This window comes from Streptococcus sp. SG1, from assembly GCF_030439935.1.
Taxonomy (GTDB): Bacteria; Bacillota; Bacilli; order Lactobacillales; family Streptococcaceae; genus Streptococcus; species Streptococcus gordonii.
The window spans coordinates 78,257-101,611 of record NZ_JAQFJC010000004.1; the positions used below are offsets into that span (position 1 = coordinate 78,257).

Annotated in this window: 25 protein-coding genes; 23 read left to right on the plus strand and 2 right to left on the minus strand. The window is 38.3% G+C overall.

Going from position 1 to position 23,355, the window contains the following annotated elements; genetic code table 11:
* Positions 1-22 precede the first annotated feature (22 nt).
* Positions 23-550, minus strand: coding sequence for a hypothetical protein (locus PCY06_RS04485; RefSeq protein ID WP_061595718.1), 528 nt, complete (start codon positions 548-550; stop codon positions 23-25).
* 160 nt (positions 551-710) lie between these two features.
* On the opposite strand from PCY06_RS04485, the gene PCY06_RS04490 reads away from it, so the two are divergent.
* The 23 genes from PCY06_RS04490 to PCY06_RS04600 all read left to right on the plus strand — a co-directional run bounded on the left by PCY06_RS04490 (position 711) and on the right by PCY06_RS04600 (position 21,599).
* Positions 711-1,985 (plus strand): DUF2130 domain-containing protein, encoded by a 1,275-nt coding sequence (locus PCY06_RS04490; RefSeq protein WP_061595719.1) that lies wholly within the window; start codon positions 711-713, stop codon positions 1,983-1,985.
* Between the two features lie 25 nt (positions 1,986-2,010).
* Positions 2,011-3,264, plus strand: coding sequence for a glutamyl-tRNA amidotransferase (locus PCY06_RS04495; RefSeq protein ID WP_195916586.1), 1,254 nt, complete (start codon positions 2,011-2,013; stop codon positions 3,262-3,264).
* A gap of 22 nt (positions 3,265-3,286) precedes the next feature.
* Positions 3,287-4,165, plus strand: coding sequence for a tRNA pseudouridine(55) synthase TruB (truB, locus tag PCY06_RS04500; RefSeq protein WP_082307668.1), 879 nt, complete (start codon positions 3,287-3,289; stop codon positions 4,163-4,165).
* A gap of 22 nt (positions 4,166-4,187) precedes the next feature.
* Positions 4,188-5,105: a bifunctional riboflavin kinase/FAD synthetase gene (locus PCY06_RS04505; protein ID WP_060970513.1), complete on the plus strand. Its 918-nt coding sequence runs from the start codon at positions 4,188-4,190 to the stop codon at positions 5,103-5,105.
* 89 nt (positions 5,106-5,194) lie between these two features.
* Positions 5,195-5,596 (plus strand): Spx/MgsR family RNA polymerase-binding regulatory protein, encoded by a 402-nt coding sequence (locus PCY06_RS04510; protein ID WP_045773959.1) that lies wholly within the window; start codon positions 5,195-5,197, stop codon positions 5,594-5,596.
* 3 nt (positions 5,597-5,599) lie between these two features.
* Entirely contained in the window at positions 5,600-5,878 is a 279-nt protein-coding gene (locus PCY06_RS04515) for a UPF0223 family protein (RefSeq protein ID WP_045773960.1), read from the plus strand.
* Positions 5,868-6,641 (plus strand): inositol monophosphatase family protein, encoded by a 774-nt coding sequence (locus PCY06_RS04520; RefSeq protein ID WP_061595721.1) that lies wholly within the window; start codon positions 5,868-5,870, stop codon positions 6,639-6,641. Before PCY06_RS04515 ends, PCY06_RS04520 begins: the two co-directional genes overlap by 11 nt.
* On the plus strand, positions 6,642-7,946 hold the full coding sequence (locus PCY06_RS04525) for an RsmF rRNA methyltransferase first C-terminal domain-containing protein (RefSeq protein WP_060553650.1): 1,305 nt from the start codon (positions 6,642-6,644) through the stop codon (positions 7,944-7,946).
* A gap of 96 nt (positions 7,947-8,042) precedes the next feature.
* Positions 8,043-8,924, plus strand: a complete 882-nt coding sequence (locus tag PCY06_RS04530) for a phosphate ABC transporter substrate-binding protein PstS family protein (RefSeq protein ID WP_012000468.1) — start codon at positions 8,043-8,045, stop codon at positions 8,922-8,924.
* Positions 8,921-9,838, plus strand: coding sequence for a phosphate ABC transporter permease subunit PstC (pstC, locus tag PCY06_RS04535; RefSeq protein WP_045502786.1), 918 nt, complete (start codon positions 8,921-8,923; stop codon positions 9,836-9,838). The genes PCY06_RS04530 and pstC overlap by 4 nt, the downstream gene beginning before the upstream one ends.
* On the plus strand, positions 9,828-10,712 hold the full coding sequence (gene pstA, locus PCY06_RS04540) for a phosphate ABC transporter permease PstA (protein WP_008808748.1): 885 nt from the start codon (positions 9,828-9,830) through the stop codon (positions 10,710-10,712). Before pstC ends, pstA begins: the two co-directional genes overlap by 11 nt.
* 10 nt (positions 10,713-10,722) lie before the next feature.
* Entirely contained in the window at positions 10,723-11,526 is an 804-nt protein-coding gene (gene pstB / locus PCY06_RS04545; protein ID WP_060553649.1) for a phosphate ABC transporter ATP-binding protein PstB, read from the plus strand.
* Between the two features lie 50 nt (positions 11,527-11,576).
* The gene (gene pstB / locus PCY06_RS04550) at positions 11,577-12,335 is read left to right on the plus strand and encodes a phosphate ABC transporter ATP-binding protein PstB (protein ID WP_012000471.1); all 759 of its coding nucleotides are present in this window, start codon (positions 11,577-11,579) and stop codon (positions 12,333-12,335) included.
* Positions 12,336-12,356: 21 nt separating this feature from the next.
* Complete coding sequence (gene phoU, locus PCY06_RS04555; RefSeq protein WP_060553648.1) at positions 12,357-13,010, plus strand: phosphate signaling complex protein PhoU; 654 nt, start codon at positions 12,357-12,359, stop codon at positions 13,008-13,010.
* A gap of 153 nt (positions 13,011-13,163) precedes the next feature.
* Complete coding sequence (locus PCY06_RS04560) at positions 13,164-13,781, plus strand: hypothetical protein (protein ID WP_082307666.1); 618 nt, start codon at positions 13,164-13,166, stop codon at positions 13,779-13,781.
* A gap of 59 nt (positions 13,782-13,840) precedes the next feature.
* Positions 13,841-14,482 carry a hypothetical protein gene (locus PCY06_RS04565; protein WP_082307665.1) on the plus strand — a complete coding sequence of 214 codons (642 nt, stop codon included), beginning with the start codon at positions 13,841-13,843 and terminating at the stop codon, positions 14,480-14,482.
* 111 nt (positions 14,483-14,593) lie between these two features.
* The gene (locus PCY06_RS04570; RefSeq protein ID WP_082307664.1) at positions 14,594-17,137 is read left to right on the plus strand and encodes a M1 family metallopeptidase; all 2,544 of its coding nucleotides are present in this window, start codon (positions 14,594-14,596) and stop codon (positions 17,135-17,137) included.
* Positions 17,138-17,319: 182 nt separating this feature from the next.
* The gene (locus PCY06_RS04575; RefSeq protein ID WP_045502814.1) at positions 17,320-17,604 is read left to right on the plus strand and encodes a helix-turn-helix domain-containing protein; all 285 of its coding nucleotides are present in this window, start codon (positions 17,320-17,322) and stop codon (positions 17,602-17,604) included.
* Between the two features lie 50 nt (positions 17,605-17,654).
* Positions 17,655-17,981, plus strand: a complete 327-nt coding sequence (locus tag PCY06_RS04580; RefSeq protein ID WP_082307663.1) for a multidrug efflux SMR transporter — start codon at positions 17,655-17,657, stop codon at positions 17,979-17,981.
* Between the two features lie 14 nt (positions 17,982-17,995).
* Positions 17,996-18,799, plus strand: coding sequence for an SDR family oxidoreductase (locus PCY06_RS04585; protein ID WP_045634872.1), 804 nt, complete (start codon positions 17,996-17,998; stop codon positions 18,797-18,799).
* A gap of 183 nt (positions 18,800-18,982) precedes the next feature.
* A complete protein-coding gene (locus PCY06_RS04590; RefSeq protein ID WP_301387085.1) occupies positions 18,983-19,399 on the plus strand; it encodes a hypothetical protein in 417 nt (138 codons plus the stop codon).
* A gap of 129 nt (positions 19,400-19,528) precedes the next feature.
* On the plus strand, positions 19,529-20,203 hold the full coding sequence (locus PCY06_RS04595; RefSeq protein ID WP_008808730.1) for a response regulator transcription factor: 675 nt from the start codon (positions 19,529-19,531) through the stop codon (positions 20,201-20,203).
* Positions 20,193-21,599, plus strand: a complete 1,407-nt coding sequence (locus tag PCY06_RS04600) for a cell wall metabolism sensor histidine kinase WalK (RefSeq protein WP_061599021.1) — start codon at positions 20,193-20,195, stop codon at positions 21,597-21,599. The genes PCY06_RS04595 and PCY06_RS04600 overlap by 11 nt, the downstream gene beginning before the upstream one ends.
* Positions 21,600-21,746: 147 nt before the next feature.
* Here the strand turns inward: PCY06_RS04600 and PCY06_RS04605 are convergent, their stop codons facing one another.
* Positions 21,747-23,198, minus strand: a complete 1,452-nt coding sequence (locus tag PCY06_RS04605) for an alpha-amylase (RefSeq protein WP_061595730.1) — start codon at positions 23,196-23,198, stop codon at positions 21,747-21,749.
* Positions 23,199-23,355: the final 157 nt, after the last annotated feature.

A 23,355-nucleotide genomic window follows, 5' to 3' on the forward strand; every position in this document is an offset into this window, starting at 1 on the left:
AAATAAGAATAAGTTGCAAGGATTATATAATTTTTTTCAAAGCTTGAAAAATAAAATCAGAAATCAAAAAGTCTACGATACTGTGAATAATAGTACCAAAGCCAACCAAGATAAACAATAAATAGAAAAGATTACCACTTGGATAAGCAGTGGAGCTGTAAAAAATAACGCAGACCACCACTTCCCCTAATGCGTGGATAATGGCCATTACAATATTGAAAATCCACTTCTTAATTGGATTATTTAAGGTTTCGGGAGCTTTCTTCAAGTAGATAGCCCCAAGGGTACCGAATACAATATGAGAGAAAGCACGTAGGACAATTACAAATGGATAACCAGCTATCAAAAAACCATAAGTAGATCCTAAAATGACAATCACAGTCATTAGAGGCGAGATAAACATAGCCAGAAAGATGGCGACGTGGCTCCCCAACGTATAAGAAGCAGGGGGGATGACAATTTTCAAGGGCATAACCATAGGAATGGCAATTGCTAAGGCTGTGAGCAAAGCGGTCATGGTTAAAAATTGATTTTTAGATTTAATTTTCATTACAACCTCCTTTTGGTGTATATACAGTAGTATAGTACACTGTTTTGTCAAGTAAGTCAAGAGGAATTTGAAGCAAGCCTTAGATCATTAGCCCGAGTTTTTCATTTATAACAAGGAATGGTATAATATAATGAAGAAATTTCATGAAAGAGGATAATCCATGAACGAAATAAAATGCCCCAACTGTGGGGAAGTCTTTACAGTAAATGAGAGTCAGTATGCTGAACTCTTGTCCCAAGTGAGGACAGCTGAGTTTGATAAGGAACTGCATGATCGGATGAAGCAGGAACTGGCCTTGGCTGAGCAGAAAGCCATGAATGAGCAACAGTCTAAACTAGCTCAAAAAGACCAAGAAATCGCTCAATTGCAGAGTCAAATCCAAAACTTTGATACAGAAAAAGAACTCGCTAGGAAAGAAATAGAGCAGACAAGCTATGAGGCTTTATTGGCCAAGGACAAGGAAGTACAGGCCTTGGAAAACCAATTGGCTACCTTACGTTTAGAGCATGAAAATCAACTGCAAAAGACCCTCTCTGGCCTAGAAAAAGAACGAGACCAGGTCAAAAATCAGCTTCTCTTGCAAGAAAAGGAAAACGAGTTGTCTCTAGCTTCCGTCAAACAGAATTACGAAGCTCAGCTCAAGGCAGTTAGTGAACAAGTCGAGTTTTATAAGAATTTCAAGACTCAACAATCCACTAAGGCTATCGGGGAAAGTTTGGAACAGTATGCAGAGAGTGAGTTTAACAAGGTTCGTAGTTTTGCCTTTCCAAATGCCTACTTTGAGAAGGATAACAAGGTCTCTGCGCGAGGGTCTAAGGGAGATTTTATCTTCCGTGAATGCGATGAAAATGGTATCGAAATCATTTCCATCATGTTTGAGATGAAAAATGAAGCGGACGGAACAGAGAAGAAGCATAAGAATGCAGGTTTTTACAAAGAATTGGACAAGGACCGTCGGGAGAAAAACTGTGAGTATGCCGTTTTGGTGACCATGTTAGAAGCAGATAACGACTACTTTAACACAGGGATTGTTGACGTCAGTCACGAGTATGAAAAGATGTATGTGGTCCGTCCTCAGTTCTTTATTCAGTTGATTGGTCTCCTGCGAAATGCGGCGCTTAATTCTCTTAAATACAAGCAAGAGCTAGCCTTGGTTCGGGAGCAGAATATTGATATTACCCATTTTGAAGAAGATTTGGATGCCTTCAAACTAGCTTTTGCAAAGAACTACAACTCAGCTTCGACCAATTTTGGTAAAGCCATTGATGAAATCGACAAGGCTATTAAGCGTATGGAAGAGGTCAAGAAGTTCCTGACCACATCAGAAAACCAACTTCGTCTTGCCAACAACAAATTGGAGGATGTCTCAGTCAAAAGATTGACCCGAAAAAATCCAACCATGAAAGCGAAATTTGAAGCACTGAAGGGAGAGTGAGATTACCTTAAAAACAGGAGTTTATATGAAAAAATCTTTGAAATTCTCAGATATTTATATTGCTTATTTACCATTAGTTGTATTTTTTCTTAATCTCCTATATGGTCTTTTAAATATTGAAGGCGTAGGCGATACAGACTCAAACTATAGTTTATTATTTGGTATTTTTGGACTTATTCCAACTATATTCGGTTATGGAATTAGCTTTTTAGCCAATCTCATCGTAGGTATATCTTATGCGCGAAAAGCACATAAAAAATCAAAACGTATTGTTGCTTTTCTATTGATCGGGAATGTTTTTTTAGCAATTTTTCTGATGTTTTTGCTAAGATTTAAGATGATCGTTTCCTTTGACTTTATAAAGGATCTTGACCTTTGGAGTTTCATTTTTTCATTATTTTTATTTCCGTATTTAGATTGGATTTATCAAAAGGAAGACTACAATCCAAAAATAAGTCGTATGTTACTTATTATATTTTTGATTGGTATTTTTTCTCCATTTGTAGGAAGTAGAATTCAGGTCCACTATAGAAATAATGCTAAAGTTAAACAATTAAAAGAGTTTTATTCTTCTAGGGGAATGAATTATGATGTCGCTCTTAAAAGCGTAGAAATAGATAGTAACGTTTCAGATATTAGTATTTTTGATGTATCGGATAACGGAATAACCATTCAAGTAGGTGCTAAGTATATTCGTCAAAAATTAACAGAGGTCAGTTTCATTAATGAGAATTATGGTTTTAAAGAATTCTTGAGGCTTTCTGTATCGAGCCAAGAAGCTCAGACGGTTCTGAATGATTTTAAATCAGCTGTAGAAAGTGCAATACAAAAGAAAGGCTATGATTTAGTCGTTATTGATGATAAAGAACAGCCATTAGCTAGCCCTGGTTTTAAAATATCAAGTTCATATAGAATAACTCCATTAATAAAAGAAAAGGCTCTTCAAAATCAAAATTCATTCAGTAAAGAAAAACAAGCTTTTAGAGGATATGCGACTCTTTCTGTTAAAGACTTTATGAAGGAGGGAGCTCTTTGCTTGCATTTAACACTTAGCAAAAGCAACCTATTGGAACTAGATGATATTGATTTTTCAAGCCTTCCGGATGGATATTACAACATAAACGCTGACTACTTTTCGGTTGTTAATGGAAAGTATAAACGGCTTGAAAAGGATGAAAATTTTGAATATATTTTACCAATTGAGTCGGGGGAACCATTTTACTCTGAGGATTTATATGATATTAAAAAAATTGATTTAAACAATGGGGAATATAAGTGAAAGGGAAATTAGAAAGCAACACATGAACGGAATTATCAACTTTAAAAAAGAAGCGGGCATGACCTCGCATGATGCGGTTTTTAAGCTGCGCAAAATTTTAAAAACCAAGAAAATCGGTCATGGTGGGACCTTGGATCCAGATGTGGTAGGGGTTTTGCCTATTGCGGTTGGTAAGGCGACGCGTTTGGTCGAGTTTATGCAGGATGAGGGCAAAGTCTATGAGGGTGAGATAACCCTTGGCTATTCAACAACGACTGAGGATGCTAGTGGTGAGGTGGTTGCAGAAACACCTGTTTTGTCGCCCTTGGATGAAACCATTGTCGATGAAGCGATTTCAAGTCTGACTGGGCCTATTACTCAGATTCCTCCTATGTATTCGGCAGTCAAGGTCAATGGTCGCAAGCTCTATGAGTATGCGCGAGCAGGTCAGGAAGTGGAGCGTCCAGAACGCCAGGTGACTATTTATCAATTTGAACGGACAAGTCCGATCTCTTATGAGGGCCATCTCGCACGATTCACTTTTTGTGTGAAATGTAGCAAGGGAACTTATATCCGTACCTTGTCTGTTGACCTGGGAGAGAAGCTGGGCTATGCTGCTCATATGTCTCATTTAATACGAACTAGTGCTGCAGGTATGAATCTGGCCGACGCCTTAAGCTTGGATCAAATAGCAGAGCGAGTAGCAGAGGAGGATTATTCTTTTCTCCAGCCACTAGAACTGGGGATCGGGGATTTACTGAAAGTCGAGTTATCAGACGAGCAGGTTGAAGATGTGAGAAATGGTCGTTTTATCAGCTTGGTGTCAGATGAAGCTGAGCTAGCTGGTTTTTATGGAGAAAAGCTGGTAGCTATTTTAGAAAAAAGAAAGGACCAGTTCAAGCCTCGCAAGGTCTTTCTCTGATAATTTATGATAGAATATAAGAATGAAAACAATCCATATTTCAAATGACAAAGATATCCAACAAACTCAGGACACTGTCTTAGTTTTAGGTTATTTTGATGGTTTACACAGGGGGCACCAAGCCCTTTTTGCCGAGGCACGTCAGATTGCAGCAGAAAAAAAACTGAAGATCGCTGTGCTTACTTTTCCAGAATCTCCCAAGCTAGCTTTTGTGCGTTACCAGCCTGATTTATTACTTCATCTCAACAGTCCTGAAGAAAGAGAGCAACTGCTTGAAGCACAAGGAGTTGACTACCTTTATCTGATTGACTTTACCAGCTGTTTTGCAGGAAATAAAGCGAAAGATTTTTTTGAAAAGTACGTTAAGAAACTGAAAGCTAGAGCAGTTGTAGCTGGTTTTGACTATCATTTTGGATCAGACAAAAAAGAAGCTAAGGAGCTTAGTCAGTTTTTTGACGGGCAAATTGTTATTGTCTCATCAGTTAACCAAGATGAAAAGAAAATTTCCTCTACTCGGATACGTCAAGCCATTAAAGAAGGTCGTGTTGCTGAGGCTTCAAAATTACTAGGCTACCCATTGTCAACTAGAGGGATCGTCGTTCATGGAAATGCTCGTGGTCGAACCATTGGTTATCCAACAGCTAATTTAGCACCACTAGATCGTGTTTTTTTGCCGGGAGACGGTGTTTATGTCGTTGAAGTTGAACATAATGGTGAACGTTACAAAGGTATGGCTAGCGTTGGAAAGAATGTCACTTTTGAAGGCGATGAACTTCGTTTTGAAGCAAACATTTTTGATTTTTCAAAAGATATTTATGGTGATACGATTAAAATATACTGGCTTGATAAAATTCGGGATATGGTGAAGTTTGATGGAATTGAAAGTTTACTCAATCAGTTAAAATCAGATGAAGTCATTGCACGTGCTTGGAAAGCATAAAAGAAGTATCTGGATATAAAAAGGTCTAGTCAAGCACTTATATTTTTAGTATAATAGAAGAAGTTATTAAGAAATAAGAAGAGAAGCGCATGATTACATTATTTTTATCACCGAGTTGTACGTCTTGCCGTAAGGCGCGTGCTTGGCTGTTAAACCATGAAGTTCCTTTCGTGGAACATAATATCATGACCAGCCCTCTATCAGCTCAGGAGTTACAACACATCCTATCACTGACAGAAAATGGAACGGACGATATTATCTCAACTCGATCAAAAATTTTCCAAAAGCTAGACTTGGATGTTGAGAGTTTATCTATATCAGAATTAATAAAATTGATTGAGGAAAACCCTTCTTTGTTGCGTCGTCCAATTATTTTGGATGCCAAACGGATGCAGATTGGTTTTAACGAAGATGAAATTCGAGCGTTTTTACCTCGCAGTTATCGTCAACAGGAACTTAGAGAAGCTACTTTACGAGCTGAAATTGAATAAGATATGAATAAGAACTATAGTTACCCACTAGATCTATCGTGGAGCACTGAAGAGCTTGCTTCAGTGCTTTCTTTTTTGAATGATGTTGAAAAGGCCTATGAGTCAAAAGTCTCTGCTCAGCAGTTACTGGGCTCTTATGCTGTCTTTAAGGAAGTTGTTCCCAGCAAGGCTGAAGAGAAAAGAATCGGTCGTGAGTTTGAAGCAGTTAGTGGCTATTCTCTTTATCGTGCAGTTCAAGCAGCTAAAAATACAGAGAAAGGAATGATTTCTCTTGGAAAATAAATTTGCTTTTGCTAAAGATTTGGTATACAAAGCTGGTGCCTATATATTGGAACATATGGAAGAAGGCTTGGAAGTCGAAGAAAAAACTTGTGCAACTGACTTAGTAACCCAGATGGATAAAAATGTTCAGGCTTTATTGGTATCTGAAATCTTGAAGCATTACCCTAATGATGCTATTTTCGCTGAAGAAGGTCAACTCAAGGAAGATATAGAAGTTGGCTCAGTCTGGGTGATTGATCCGATTGATGGAACGGCGAATTTCGTGGCGCAGGGATATGACTTTGCAGTGATGGTTGCATACTATGAGAACGGTATTGGACAATTTGGGATTATCTATGACGTTATGAGAGATGAAATGTATCACGGTGGTGGGCAGTTTGATGTCAAATGTAATGACAAAGTCCTGAAACCTTTTCGCAATCGCCCTTTGAAACGTTTTTTGATCGCTTCAAATGCTGGAATGCTAGAAAGAAATGACTGGGGAGTAGCAGACCTGACAAAGGACTGTCTTGGAGCGCGTGCCTATGGAAGTGCAGCTATTAGCTTCAGCCGTATTCTACAGGGGCGTTTGCTAACCTATATCACCTATCTATATCCTTGGGACTATGCTGCAGCGTCAATTTTAGGGGAAAGGCTGGGCTATCAAGTAATGACTCTTGATGGAGGTAAACCCGATTATAAGACGAGACAAGGGATTATGATGCTTCCTAAAGAAAAAATATCTGAACTACAAGAATATATCTATCGCAGAGGAGAGAATTAAATGCGGTTTCCGACAGGTTTTGAAGAAAAATACCAGCGACTTTTAGGGAAAGAAGCCGCTTCTTTTTTCTCAACTTTTAATCAAGAGCCTATTTCAGCTTTTCGGACTAATCCTTTGAAAGAAGGGCAAATTACATTTTCTAATCCTATTCCTGGAACCAAGTGGGGGTATTATGGTAAGGTATCAGGAAAATCATCTGAACACGTAACAGGCCTAGTTTATTCGCAAGAGCCTGCGGCTCAAATGGTTGCTCAAGTTGCTCATCCTCATGAGGGCATGAGGGTTCTAGATCTAGCTGCAGCACCAGGTGGGAAATCCACTCATTTGCTATCCTATCTAAATAATACAGGCCTATTGGTTTCAAATGAAATCAACAATAAACGCTCTAAGATTTTAGTAGAAAATATCGAACGATTTGGTGCGAGAAATGTCCTTGTCACCAATGAATCAGCGGAGCGCTTGGCAAAAGTATTTTCATCATTTTTTGACTTAATTGTTTTAGATGCACCATGTTCTGGGGAGGGAATGTTTCGCAAGCAACCTGATGCCATGGACTATTGGTCACTTGACTATCCAGCTCAATGCGCTGCTCTACAAAGAGAAATCTTAGAAGATGCAGTTAAGATGTTGGCGAATGGAGGAGAGCTAGTTTATTCAACTTGTACTTGGGCTCCAGAAGAAAATGAAGAAATCGTAGCTTGGATACTAAATGAATTCCCTTTGGAATTGGTTGACCTTCCAAAGATTAATGGGATGACTCCTGGAATAGACTATCCAGAAACAGCTCGGATGTATCCCCATCGTTTCAAAGGGGAAGGGCAATTTGTCGCTAAGTTTCGGTTTGTTGGCGAACACAAATTGCCAAAGTTGAAGTCTGCTCGATCAAATTTAACTGCTGACCAGAGAAGCCTTTGGCAGACTTTCCAAAATGAACATTTAAAAGTAGAGATTAAAGGTGATTTACAAACTTTTGGCGATCAACTTTATCTATTGCCACTTGGTCTTCCTGATTTGTCAAAAATAAAAATAGCTCGTAACGGCCTTCATTTAGGTACTTTTAAGAAGAAGCGCTTTGAACCAAGCTTTGCTTTAGGTTTAGCCTTGCAACCTAGTGAAGTCAAGAATAAACTAGAATTAAGTCAGCAAGACTTTGAAGTCTATGTAGGTGGAGAAACTCTTCAAATTAAGGAATCTCTTCCTAATGGTTGGTATCAATTGCTTATTCATGGAAATGGATTAGGTTTTGCAAAATTAGCTAATCAAACATTAAAAAACTATTTTCCTAAAGGTCTTCGCTTTAGGTAAAAATCTTTTCAAAAATCTATATATATGATATAGTTGGAAATGAGGAGCAAATGCGGAATTGCAGGCTTTTCTGTCCAAACTAAAAGGAGATATAATTTGAGAACGAGTAAGAAAATAGCTTTAGGGCTGATAACCATTTTTAGTAGTTTTACTTTATCAGCCTGTGCTTCTTGGATTGATCGTGGAGAATCCATGACAGCCGTAGGTTCAACTGCATTACAGCCCTTGGTTGAGGCTGCAGCTGATGAATTTAGCTCCAACAATCTCGGAAAGACAGTCAATGTACAGGGCGGTGGTTCTGGTACTGGCTTGTCCCAGGTTCAATCTGGGGCGGTTGAAATCGGAAATTCTGACGTTTTTGCTGAAGAAAAAGAGGGAATTGATGCTTCAGCTCTTGTTGATCATAAAGTTGCTGTCGCTGGGCTAGCCGTAATTGTCAACAAAGAAGTTAGCGTTGATAACCTTACGACAGAGCAACTGAAAAAAATCTTTTCAGGTGAATACACTAACTGGAAGCAAGTTGGTGGAAAGGATTTAGAAATTTCCATTATCAACCGGGCAGCCAGCTCAGGCTCACGCGCAACCTTTGATAGTGTAATTATGGATGGTACTTCAGCTGTTCAAAGTCAAGAGCAAGATTCAAATGGGATGGTTAAGTCTATTGTTTCCCAAACACCAGGGGCAATTTCTTATCTAGCTTTTGCTTATTTGGATAATTCAGTAAAAACGATTAGTTTGAATGGAAATAAACCGACTACAAAAAATGTAGCCACAAATGCTTGGCCTCTTTGGTCTTATGAGCATATGTATACACTTGGTAAGCCGAAAGGCCTAGCAAAAGAATTCCTGGATTATATGCTGTCTGATGAAGTCCAAGAAGGCGTTGTTAAGGGAATGGGCTATATTTCCATCAATGATATGAAAGTTAGTAAGGATGCTGACGGAAATGTCACAAAGATAGAAGGAGATAAGAAATGAAACGTGAAGAACTAGCTAAGAAATTGCTATCATCTTCTAAAAATTCTCGCTTAGAGAAGTTTGGTAAGTATCTGACTTTTGCTTGTTTATCTTTGATTGTCATTATCGTTGCCATGATCTTGATCTTCGTTGCTCAAAAAGGTCTTTCTACTTTCTTTGTCAACGGAGTAAATGTTTTTGAGTTCCTCTTTGGCTCAACATGGAATCCTTCTGGCAAGGAATTTGGTGCCTTACCAATGATTTTGGGATCTTTCATCGTGACCATCCTGTCCGCTGTGATTGCAACGCCTTTTGCAATTGGAGCGGCAGTCTTCATGACTGAGGTATCTCCAAAAGGAGCTAAAATATTACAACCTGCTATTGAACTTTTAGTTGGTATTCCTTCTGTTGTCTATGGATTTATTGGTTTGCAAGTAGTTGTACCCTTTGTTCGTTCTATTTTTGGTGGAACTGGTTTTGGTATCTTGTCAGGTATCTTCGTTTTATTCGTTATGATTCTGCCGACCGTTACCTTTATGACAACAGACAGCTTACGTGCTGTACCGCGTCACTATCGTGAAGCTAGTTTGGCCATGGGTGCTACCCGCTGGCAAACCATTTGGCGAGTAACCTTGAAAGCAGCACGTCCAGGTATTTTTACAGCTGTAGTCTTTGGGATGGCGCGCGCATTTGGTGAAGCACTTGCTATTCAAATGGTTGTAGGAAACTCTGCTGTAGTTCCAACTTCTTTAACAACACCAGCAGCAACTCTGACATCTGTCTTGACCATGGGAATCGGAAATACCGTAATGGGTACAGTTGATAATAATGTTCTTTGGTCATTGGCTTTAGTTCTCTTGATTATGAGCTTGGCTTTCAACAGTGTGATTAAATTGATTACGAAAGAAAGGGGTAAGAAAAACTATGCACGCTAAGAAATTAGATAAATTAGCAACGAGCATTCTCTATACCATAGCAGGCATCATTGTGACCATTCTTGCCTCCTTGATTCTTTATATCTTGGTAAGAGGATTGCCACATATCTCATGGTCTTTCTTGACTGGCAAATCATCTTCTTATCAAGCTGGTGGTGGTATTGGGATTCAGTTATACAATTCCTTCTTTCTTTTGGTGATTACTCTGATTATCTCTGTTCCTCTTTCTATGGGGGCCGGTGTGTATCTTTCTGAGTATGCTAAAAAAGGTCCTGTGACAAACTTCATCAGAACCTGTATTGAGATTTTGTCTTCTTTGCCATCTGTCGTTGTCGGGCTTTTTGGTTATTTAATCTTCGTTGTACAGTTTGAATATGGATTTTCAATCATTTCTGGTGCCCTGGCTTTGACCGTGTTCAACTTACCACAGATGACGCGTAATGTTGAAGATAGCTTGCGCCATGTTCACCATACACAGAGGGAAGCAGGGCTAGCTTTAGGGATTTCTCGCTGGGAGACAGTGATTCATGTAGTTATTCCAGAAGCTCTTCCTGGAATAGTGACAGGGATTGTCCTGGCTTCAGGGCGTATCTTTGGTGAAGCAGCGGCCTTGATCTACACTGCTGGTCAGTCTGCTCCAGCTTTGGATTGGTCCAACTGGAACATCTTCAGTATCACTAGTCCAATCTCTATTTTCCGTCAGGCAGAGACTCTTGCGGTTCATATCTGGAAAGTCAACAGTGAGGGGACTATTCCTGATGCAACAGCTGTATCTGCTGGATCAGCTGCTGTCCTTTTGATTTTCATATTGATTTTCAACTTTGGTGCTCGCAAGCTCGGTAGCTACTTACATAAGAAACTAACCTCTGCATAAAGGAGAAGAAATGACAGAATACAATTGGAATGAAAAACATATCATTACTTTTCCTCAAGAAAAAGTAGCCTTAGAAACCAAGGATTTACACGTTTACTATGGTAAAAAAGAATCCATCAAGGGCATTGATATGCAGTTTGAAAAAAATAAAATTACCGCTTTAATCGGTCCATCTGGTTCCGGAAAATCAACCTATCTACGCAGCCTTAATCGAATGAACGACACCATCGATATTGCAAGTGTGACAGGAGAAATTCTCTATGAAGGAATCGATGTCAACCGTCCCGAAATCAATGTTTATGAAATGCGGAAGCACATTGGTATGGTCTTTCAAAGACCCAATCCTTTTGCTAAGTCCATTTATCGGAACATTACCTTTGCTCACGAGCGGGCAGGGGTTAAGGACAAGAAAATCTTGGACGAGATTGTAGAAACTTCACTCAAGCAGGCTGCCCTTTGGGATCAGGTCAAGGACGATTTACACAAGTCGGCTCTGACACTCTCAGGTGGTCAACAACAGCGCTTGTGTATTGCTCGAGCTATCTCTGTCAAGCCTGATATCTTACTGATGGATGAGCCTGCTTCAGCCTTGGATCCTATCGCGACCATGCAGCTGGAAGAAACTATGTTTGAACTCAAAAATAACTATACCATCATCATTGTGACCCACAATATGCAGCAGGCGGCACGCGCAAGTGACTATACTGGATTTTTCTATTTGGGAGATCTGATTGAATATGACAAGACGACCAATATCTTCCAGAATGCTAAATTGCAATCAACAAATGATTATGTGTCTGGTCATTTTGGATAAGGGAATTCCATGTTGATCATAACAGTGTATAAAAATTAAGGATAGAAAAAATGACAGAACCTATTTTACAAGTCAAGGACTTGTCGGTTTATTACAATAAAAAGAAGGCTCTGAATAGTGTCACTCTAGATTTTTTGCCCAATGAAATTACGGCTTTGATTGGACCATCTGGTTCTGGGAAATCAACTCTCTTAAAAGCTATTAATCGTATGGGTGATCTTAATCCAGAGGTGACGACTACAGGAACGGTTCTCTATAATGAACACAACATTTATGGGCCTAGGACTGATACTGTAGAGCTGCGAAAAGAAATCGGTATGGTCTTTCAGCAACCAAATCCTTTCCCAATGACTATCTATGAGAATGTGGTCTATGGACTGAGAATTAATGGGGTTAAAGATAAGCATATCTTGGATGAAGCTGTTGAGAGCTCTTTAAAAGGCGCTTCTATCTGGGATGAAGTGAAGGATCGTCTCCATGATTCGGCTATCGGACTCTCTGGTGGACAGCAGCAACGTGTCTGCGTAGCTCGTGTACTTGCTACAAGCCCTAAAATCATTCTTCTGGATGAGCCAACTTCGGCCTTAGACCCCATTTCAGCAGGGAAAATTGAAGAAACCCTCTACGGTTTGAAAGATCAGTATACCATGCTCTTGGTTACAAGATCTATGCAACAGGCTTCACGGATTTCAGATAAAACAGCCTTTTTCCTAGGTGGAGATTTGATAGAGTTTAATTCGACCAAGCAAATGTTCCTAGAACCTGCTCATAAAGAGACAGAAGATTATATTACTGGTAAATTTGGATAAGAAGAAAGGATAAAGACAGGTATGCTTCGAGTACAATTTGAAGAAGATTTAGAGAAGTTGCATAACCAATTCTATGCAATGGGAAATGAAGTGCTTTCGCAAATCAATCGGACAGTTCGTGCCTTTGTAACGCATGATCGTGAAATGGCGAAAGAGGTCATTGAAGAAGACGCAGAAGTAAATGAATACGAAGTGAAATTGGAGAAGAAATCCTTGGAGATTATTGCTTTGCAGCAACCAGTTTCCCAAGACTTACGGACGGTTATTACTGTCTTGAAAGCAAGTTCTGATTTAGAAAGAATGGGTGACCACGCGGTTTCTATTGCGCAGGCAACTATTCGAATGAAAGGTGAAGTTCGCATCCAATCTGTTGAAGAAGAAATTAAAAAGATGGGTCGTGATGTGAAAAACTTTGTTGAATCAGCCTTGGATCTTTACCTTAATGGAAGTGTAGATCAAGCATATGAAGTAGCGGCAATGGACGAAAAAATTAATCATTATTTTGAAAGTATTCAGGAGTTAGCTACAGAAGAAATTCGCAAGAATCCTGAATCAATCGTAACTGGTCGTGATTATTTCCAAGTAATCAATTATTTGGAACGTATTGGCGACTACGCAAAGAACATTTGCGAATGGGTTGTCTACTTCGAGACAGGTAAAATTGTTGAAATGTAATGTTATAAAAGATGCGATTCATGTCGCATCTTTTTTATATATGGGGCTATGTAAGGGGTCTGTTTTTCATTGGAACTTAAGCTTGACTATGATACACTAGTAGAATATACACGAAAGGCAATATTTTCATAGCCAAGAATTTAGGAGTCAAGAATGAAGAAAAAAATTTTAGTCATTATCAGTATCTTGCTTATTTCGCTTTCAGCTGGCTTTGTTTATATGACTCAATTTTACAGCACAACAGGTTTAGACCGAAAGGAAGAAAAAATCATTAAACATGGTTTTCGTTTATTAGAAGAACAGATTGGGACTTATATCAAAGAAAACTACTCAGGAATCACTAAAATAGAATTCTCTCCTATTTTCATCCAAGGTGGTAAGGACAATCCTCCATTCACAGCGGACGTTCTTCCAGTAATTTATGATAAGGAAGGGAATCGGGCGGTGATGGGGAAGCGAATAGGTAAAAAAGGTTATCCGACGTATGGAACAACTGGAGACTTAACTCTTGACTTTGACCAAATGGGCAATGAAAATATTTTTCTAAAAGGTTCTTCAATTTTGGATGAAAAGATCGATGTTAGTAGCGCTAATCATTTACCAGAGGAGGCGAAGTTAACACCTCCAATTAAAGGAACAGATGATAATATTGATGCTTTGGTAAAAGATGGTCAGTTGAAAAATGTCATCAAAAGTGATGGTGGAAGTCCTAAAGCAAAAATAAATTATAACCTTGAAATTGAAAGAGGAGAATATTGGAAATATAAATAGGCTTTGAAAAGAAAAACGATACTGTTATTCTTAATATCACTACCCAGAGGAAAAAAGTTATGAAGAAAAAAATTTTTACGACACTTGCTCTTATTTTAGTCTTGATATCAGGAGGTATCTTTGTATACAACAAACTAACAAAACCTAACTTTGGTCCTAAAACAACCAAGCTCTATCAACACGGATTTCAACTTCTTGAAGAACAAATTGGAACCTACATCAAAGAACACTATAAAGGTATTGAGAGGATTGAATTTTCTCCTATATATGTTACTGGGGATGACGGGTCTTCCATGTTGAATGCCTATGTACGTCCGACTTTATATGATAAATACGGGAATAAAGCAACTCTAGGTACACAAATAAAAAATTATGCTCCAAATAGTTTTGGTATTGTTACTGACTTAATCGTTGATTTTGACTGGGATGGTAACGAGGTAATTGAATTATTTGATTCAGATGACGAGAGAATTGATGTTTCGAATGCAAAGAAATTACCTAAAGAAGCTAAACTAAGAGATGCAGAAAGTATAGATATAAATATTGAGCTATTATTAAAAGATGGTCAATTAAAAGAGGTCGTAAAGGATGAAAAAGGCAGTCCAGAAGCTGAAATATTATATAATGTAGAGTTACGGAAAGGTGACGCAGAACTCGAAAAAGAAAAAAAAGAAAAAACTAATGTTTTGAGTTTCTCGTGAATTACAAAGACAGGTCATCCTTGTCTTTTTCTTTGCTTTAAAATGTGGTAAAATGGTTTCAAAAAGTATTTAATGAACAGGATTTCCTGTATCTTAGATGAGGAGAAAAACATGCAAGCAGTTGCACACTTTATTGACACTTTTGTTCCTGAACACTACGATCTATTTCTAGATCTCAATCGTACAGATAAGACCTTTTCAGGCAAGGTGACTATTATTGGGGAAGCTAAGTCAAGTAAGATTTCCCTGCACCAAAAGGACCTAGTAATTGAAACTGTCGAAGTAGCCGGTCAAACACGTCCTTTTATAGTCGACAATGCGAACGAAGCTCTTTACATCGAGTTAGATGCCACAGGTCAAGTTGAAGTAACGGTGACTTATACTGGTAAGATCACGGATAATATGACTGGTATTTACCCATCTTACTACACAGTGGATGGTGTAAAAAAAGAAATCATTTCTACTCAATTTGAGAGTCACTTTGCTCGTGAAGCTTTTCCAAGCGTGGATGAGCCAGAAGCTAAAGCAACTTTTGACTTGGCTTTGAAGTTTGACCAGGCAGAAGGCGAGTTAGCTCTATCCAATATGCCAGAAATTGACATTGAAAATCGTAAAGCAACTGGTATTTGGAAGTTTGAAAGAACTCCACGTATGTCATCTTATCTACTAGCTTTCGCTGCAGGTGATATGCAAGGAGTAACTGCCAAGACTAAAAATGGAACTTTAGTCGGTGTCTATGCGACAAAGGCACATCCGGCTAGCAATTTAGAGTTTGCTTTGGACATTGCTGTTCGTTCCATTGAGTTTTATGAGGATTATTATGGAGTTAAATATCCTATCCCACAGTCTCTTCATGTAGCTTTGCCTGACTTTTCATCTGGTGCTATGGAAAACTGGGGTCTGGTTACTTATCGCGAGATTTACCTCTTAGTTGATGAAAACTCTACGGTATCCAGTCGACAAGATGTAGCTCTTGTTGTTGCCCATGAGTTGGCACACCAATGGTTCGGAAACCTTGTCACTATGAAGTGGTGGGATGACCTTTGGCTTAATGAAAGCTTTGCTAATATGATGGAATATGTCTGCGTCAATGCCATTGAGCCGACTTGGAATATTTTTGAGAATTTCCAAACAACAGGAGTTCCGCTTGCTTTGAAACGAGATGCAACAGACGGGGTTCAGTCTGTCCATGTGGAGGTGAATCATCCAGACGAAATTAATACCTTATTTGACCCAGCAATCGTATATGCCAAGGGAAGCCGTCTCATGCATATGCTTCGCCGCTGGTTGGGTGATGAGGCCTTTGCCAAAGGTTTAAACGCCTACTTTGCTAAACACCAGTATGGAAATACAATCGGACGTGATCTTTGGAATGCACTTGGAGATGCTTCTGGTCGTGATGTGGCAGCCTTTATGGACTCTTGGTTGGAGCAACCTGGCTATCCTGTTTTGACTGCCCGTGTAGAAAATGACACCTTGAAGTTGACTCAGAAGCAATTCTTTATTGGTGAACATGAAGACAAGAAGCGGACTTGGGTTCTGCCATTAAACAGTAATTGGAATGGTTTGCCTGATACACTGGAAACTGAAACACTTGAAATTCCAAACTATTCTGCTTTGGCAGCTCAGAACCAAGGAGCTTTGCGCTTCAATACAGAAAACACAGCCCACTATATCACAGATTATCAAGGTGTCTTGTTAGACCAGATTCTAGATACGATTACTGAGTTAGACAGCACCAGCAAGCTCCAAGTGGTGCAGGAACGCCGTCTCTTAGCAGAAGCTGGCCACATTTCATTTGCTGAATTAGTTCCAGTAATTGAAAAACTGACAGAAGAAAGCTCTTACTTGGTTGTTTCTGGGGTTAAAGCTGTTCTGAGTGGTTTGAAAATCTTTGTTGAAGAAGGTAGCGAGAGTGAAAAAGCTTATAATGACTTAGTTATCAAACTTAGCCGATTCAACTTTGATCGCCTAGGCTTTGAAGCTAAAGATGGAGAAAGCGATGAGGATGAATTAGTCCGTCAAATCGTTATTGGAAACTTGATTGCTGCCAATGATGAAAAAGCGACTCAAGAAGCTGACGGCATCTTTAAAGCTCATCAAGATGATCTGGAAAAACTTCCTGCAGCTATCCGCTTGCATATCCTGATTAACCAAATCAAACATCATGAGAACAAGGAGCTGACGGATCAATATCTGAAGAACTACGTATCGACAGTTGATGGAAGTTTCAAGAGACAATTGGCTTCGGCTTTAGCCTACACTAATGATAAGGAAACGCTTGACCAAATTTTAGAAGCTTTGAAGAATAAAGATATTGTTAAGCCACAAGATTTAGCTATGAGCTGGTATCTGCCTTTGCTCAATCACGATTTTACTCAAGCTACTGTTTGGGCTTGGGCTCGTGAGAATTGGGGCTGGATTAAGGCGGCCTTGGGAGGTGATATGAGCTTTGATAAGTTTGTCATCTATCCAGCTAATGCCTTTAAGACAGCAGAAAGGCTCGCTGAATACAAAGCTTTCTTCGAACCTCAATTGTCAGATATGGCTATCAGTCGTAATATCAGCATGGGTATCAAAGAAATTGCAGCTCGTGTTGACTTAATTACACGAGAAAAAGAAGCAGTAGAAAAGGCTTTGAAAGCAAGTAAGTAATAGATAAAAAACAGCGGATCTTGCAATCTGCTGTTTTTTTGGAAGTCAGTATAAAGTGTCCATCCTGAAAATCATGTTATAATAGCAATGTCAAAGAAATTTTACCTAGAATTGTATAGGATGTTAAAGAATTTCGTCTAGCCAATTCGTGAAGAAAAGAATAATATAAAGAGGAAATGCAGATGTTAGGAAAACAATTAAAATTACTTAGAGAACAAAAGGGCTATAGTCAGAATCAAATTTCAGAATATCTGGGAACAACTCGTCAAACTATCTCAAATTGGGAAAATGATAAAACGATTATAGATAGTCATAGTTTGATTCGCTTAGCTGATTTTTATCAGATCTCTTTAGATGAGTTATGTGGACGAACGAAGATTCCTGTTTACAAGAATTCAAAGATCAAGTCTATGATTTTAGCTAATGCTTGCACACTTTGGACTTGCTTCACTTCCGCTCATCGCTAAATCAATTGTTTTCCGACTAGCTTTTCAATTCTATTGATTCTGGGAGGACAATGATGTCTTACATTTATTTAACTCTTGCTATTGTATCTGAAATAGCTGCCACAAGTCTGTTAAAACTGTCGCAAGGTTTTTCGAAAATGCTTTTTGGGATTCTTGCTTTAGTTTTCTATGGCTTGTGTTTTTTCTTTTTATCCTTGTCTTTGAAAGGCATACAACTAAATCTAGTGTATGCCATTTGGTCGGGTGTTGGTTTAGTTGGAACAACAGTACTATCTATTTTGCTTTTTCATGAAAAAGTAACGTTCGCAAGCCTCTTGGGAATTGCTTTGGTTATTGTGGGGCTTGTTATATTAAACTTATCGCAAAAGATTCACTAATGAGGTAGTATGTTATGGGTGACAATTATTTTAAAAATAAAAAGGTCGTTATTATTGGTGCTAGTGGTAATTTGGGACAAGCCTATACACAAGCTTTTTTTCAAGCGGGTGCTCATTTATTTCTTTTAGGTCGCAATATGAATAAATTAGCTGCTTTTTCTGAGGATATTGCTTCCAACATTCCGATTTGCTCGATAGATATAACAAATGAAACTTCTATTAAAGTTGCAGTGTCTGAAGTTCAAAAGTGGTCGGATAATATAGATATTGTTATTAATGCAACAGGATTTGATGTACGAAAATCTTTATTATCTCACTCTGAGGAGGAAATCAATCAGACTATGACGATTAACCTAATAGGGGCTATTCTTGTCAGCAAACATTTTTTACCTTTGTTAAAAAATCAAAAAGGAGCAACCATTGTGCATTCAGGAGGTTTTGCAGATGGTAGGCTGGCCTTTCCCTATTATAGTGTAGATGTGGCGAGCCGCGCCGGACTTTTTTCTTTTATCGAATCAATGAATCGAGAATTAAAACAGGAGAAGAAAAAGATGCATCTAACTTATTTTTGCCCCAATGCAGCAGATACACCATCAGAAAAGCCTTATCATCCAGTTTGGAGAGAGATGGGGATCTCTATATCAAGTACAAATCAAGTAATCCAAGCTTTACTTAAAGGTATAAAATCTCGTAAAAGAGTGATTTTGATGGGACAAGGTACAAAGATTTTTACAACATTGAACCTGCTATCCCCAGCAATAGCGGATTATCTTTTACTGAGACGATACGGTCGTATTTTAAAAAAATATTTTGGATAAATTTTCTATTATTTTTCTAAGAATTTTCTCATCATTTAGTATTCTTTAAGAAAAAATTTAGGTCACTTTAAGAAAAAATAATTAAAATGTATGTAACCTAAAGAAAGGATGTGGTGAATTCATGAAGTAAAACTTCTTTACTTTATCACAGAAACTTAAAACAGAAAGAAGGAAAAACCTAGAATGAATAAAGAGAAAATGATTGTTGTAGAAAAAAGCACCAAGTGGTGGCTATCGGTAGTAGCGACAGGTTCTTTAGTAGTCGGCTTGCTTGGTGGCTATACATTCGGTTCTTTGACGCAAAAAGCAACAAATCAGCAGTCAACCGTTCAAACATCGAAAACGCAGCAAAATAATCAAGACGGCAATAATATGCAAGGCCCTGGTGGACAACCACCTCAAATGAATGGTCAAGAAGGACAAGGCGGACCTGGTGGTAACGGAGGACCTGGCGGTCCGGGAGGTCAGCCACCGCAAGGAAATAATAATCAAGAAAACGGTAGCAATTCTAAGAAGAAACCAGCCAATGCAGATGGAAGTACAAAGAATAATGAAAGCAATTCTAATCAAAATAATGAAGAAAACGCTACAAAATCTTAATCCATTTGTTAAAGTCATGATATAATAATTAAAGAATTATACTAAGATCCAAAAAATGGGACAGAAATTCTTTATTTTACATAATCTTAGATGAAGCAGATCAGTATCTTATAGCAGGAGGAGAACAAGATGATTAAGATTTTACTAGTAGAAGATGACTTAGGGTTGTCGAACTCTGTATTTGATTTCTTAGATGACTTTGCGGATGTCATGCAGGTTTTTGATGGTGAAGAAGGTCTCTATGAAGCTGAAAGCGGTGTTTATGATTTGATTCTACTGGATCTGATGCTTCCTGAAAAAGACGGCTTTCAAGTTTTAAAAGACTTGCGTGAAAAAGGAGTCTCAACTCCTGTTCTCATCATGACTGCTAAAGAAAGTTTGGATGATAAAGGACATGGCTTTGAATTAGGGGCAGATGACTATCTAACCAAGCCGTTTTATTTAGAAGAATTAAAGATGCGGATCCAGGCCTTACTCAAGCGTTCAGGAAAATTTAATGAAAATACTTTATCATATGGTGATGTGACAGTAAATCTTTCTACCAATACCACTTTGGTGAATGGAAAAGAAGTAGAATTACTGGGAAAAGAATTTGATTTATTAGTTTATTTCCTGCAGAACCAAAACGTAATTCTACCTAAAACTCAGATTTTTGATCGGCTTTGGGGCTTTGACAGTGATACTACCATTTCTGTCGTTGAAGTCTATGTCTCAAAAATTCGGAAAAAATTGAAAGGAACGACTTTCGCGAACAATATGCAAACCCTTCGCAGTGTCGGTTACATTTTGAAGAATGCTGAATAAACTTAGACGAACTTTTTATGCGGATGATTTTTCATATTTCATTCGCTATTTTGGTGTATTCACACTTATTTTCTCGGCCATGACTCTTTTAATCATTCAGATTATGCGCTCAGGGCTTTATACAACAGTTGACGATAATTTAAAAAGTTTAAGTCAGAATCCCAGATCTGTCCTCCACCTTGCTTTGGCTCGTGCAGCCAATATGCAACCAACGATTGATGAGGGTCAGTCATCTGATGATGATACTGGGCCACAAGACGCCCCAGACCCTGGACCAATGGATAATCTGAAGGTGAATTCGAACACTGAAGCAGTCTTGTTCGATGAAGACTTGAAACCATTGACTACTGCAGATCATTTTCTTAGTTTAAAAAAGATTTCAATCAAGAAAAAGGATGTAGGTAAAATTATTCAGACTACTTTGAAAAACAACTATGGTCAAGAAGAACTCTATCGTATGTTGGTTTTTGAGATTAATCCAAGCGAATTCTTATCTGGGAATCTTTTGAACAAAGTAAAATATGCAGCAGTTTTGATTAATGTCAATCAATTGGAGCAAACCAGTCAGAATCATGAACAAATCATTGTCATTGTTATGATTAGTTTCTGGTTAATTTCAATTATTGCCAGTATTTATTTGGCTCGGGTCAGCGTGAAGCCTCTAATAGACAGTATGCAGAAGCAAAAATCTTTTGTTGAAAACGCCAGCCATGAGTTGCGTACTCCTTTAGCTGTTTTGCAGAACCGTTTGGAAACTCTTTTCCGAAAACCGGAAGCTACGATTATGGAATCTAGTGAAAATATTGCCTCCAGTCTGGAAGAAGTTCGGAATATGCGGATGCTAACAACTAATCTATTGAATCTTGCAAGAAGAGATGATGGCATTAAGGCTGAAATTACTGAAGTTGAACCAGAATTTTTCACTACAACATTTGCCAACTATGAAATCATTGCGGATGAAAATGAGAAAGTATTTATCTACGAAAATCATATCGACCACAACATCAAGACAGATAGAACACTTCTAAAACAGCTGATGACTATTCTCTTTGATAATGCTGTGAAATATACAGAAGAAGATGGGGTTATTAAGTTTATAGTATGGTCAAAAGACCGTTCTCTATACTTACGAGTGTCCGATAACGGCCCTGGAATCAATAATGAAGACAAAAAGAAAATTTTTGATCGTTTTTATAGGGTTGATAAGGCTAGAACAAGACAAAAGGGTGGTTTTGGTCTAGGTCTATCTCTTGCAAAACAAATAGCCGATGCTCTAAAGGGTACAATTACTGTTAAAGATAATAGACCTAAAGGTACCATTTTTGAAGTCAAAATTTCAATCAAATCAGAAAGCAAGAAACGAGTTGGACGATTGAGTGATGGGAAAAAAGATTGAAGGTTTTATTCTAAAGAGAAGCTATTGGATAGACATCATTGTCTTTGTCAAAATAGGATTAACAGATATATAGTGATTCTAAAAAGCTTGGCTTTATTAAGCCAAGCTTTGTTGTTGTATTTAAAAATCAGCTCAAAGAGCTGATTTTTAATTTTTAATAGACCAAACGCTAACAGATTGTTCTTCAACAGGGAACTCTCCCCAGCCTTCTTCATCGATAGTGACAATTGTTTGGCAATTACCCAGGTAGTCCGAACACTCGTGCCCTGACCAATCTTGGCCAAAATACATCCGTTTTGACGTAGAAGTAGCATTTGAAATTAGAACTGCGATAGGCTGACTACCTTCTTGACCAGCCCTTGTCCATCCGATACAATTTGGGTCATCAAAATAGTCGGTCTCTTCACCATAAGCTAGGTTTAGACGAAGGTCTAATAGTTTGTCAATCTCTTCTCGGAAATCTTGCTGAGCGAATTCACCATTTATGCCATAGTAGTCTCCATAGAAAATACATGGTAGTCCAGACTCTCGAAGTAAAATAAGAGCATAAGCCGCTGGTTTAAACCATTCTTCCACAGTCGATTCAAGTGCTTGACCACGCTGAGTATCATGGTTTTCTACAAATGTCACTGCTGATTCAGGGTGGTTTTTCACTAAAGTATGATCAAAAATAGTACGCAGATCAAATTCGTCACCTTTTTGACTTGCTTCAAAAAGATTAGTATGCAATTTAACATCGACAAGGTCGAAGCGATAGTCAATATTTTCTAAGTAGTCATTATTAGCAGCTTCATCATTATTCCAAAACTCTCCGAAAACGTAGAAATCATCACCATATTCTTGCAAAATATCTCGAATAAAGTTGGCCATAAAGAAGGAATCTATATGCTTAACTGCATCCAAGCGGAAACCCTGTATACCTGTAGTTTCGATAAACCATCTAGCCCAATCGTATAGGTTTTTAATAACATCTGGGTGTTTGAAGTCCAGATCGGCGTACATTAGATAGTCATAGTTTCCGTTTTCGCTGTCTACCAGCTCGTCATTCGCCCAACCTTTATTGTCACCTTGAATTAAATAAATTCCAGACCGACGACTTTTTGCATCAAAGTCAGTTCCAGTAAAATGGTACCAATGCCATTCAAAGTCATTATATTGCTTGTTTCTTCCTGGAAAAGTAAAGTGAGTCCATCCTTTAATCATAAAGGGCTCAGAAATAGCAGTAGTACGGTCATTTGGATCTACTTCAATAACCGTAAATGTTTCAGTTCCGTCGGCTGCAGCCTTATGATTTAAAACGACATCAGCAATTGGATCGATTCCATTGTCTTTTAGTGTTTGGATCGCTTGAAGATATTCTTCTTTTAATCCATACTTAGTCCGAACGGTTCCTTTTTGATCAAACTCTCCTAAATCAAATAAGTCGTAAATGCCATAGCCGACATCATTTGAGGCAGTTGCTTTAAAAGCCGGAGGCATCCATATTTTTTTAATTCCTTTGGCTGCCAAATTTGGCGCATCCATTGCTAAACGATTCCAATGCTGGCCATCATCTGGAAGATACCATTCAAAATACTGCATTAAAGTTTGGTTTTTCATATTATGTTCCTTATTTAATCAATTCTTCTGACTCATAGAATGTATTCATGTCAGATTTACCGCTATTTTATCAAAAATAGAAGGAGGACGCAAAAGTTTGCGTCACTGTTTTTTGAACCTTATCTCAAATACTGTACAATTATGATCGTTTAGAATT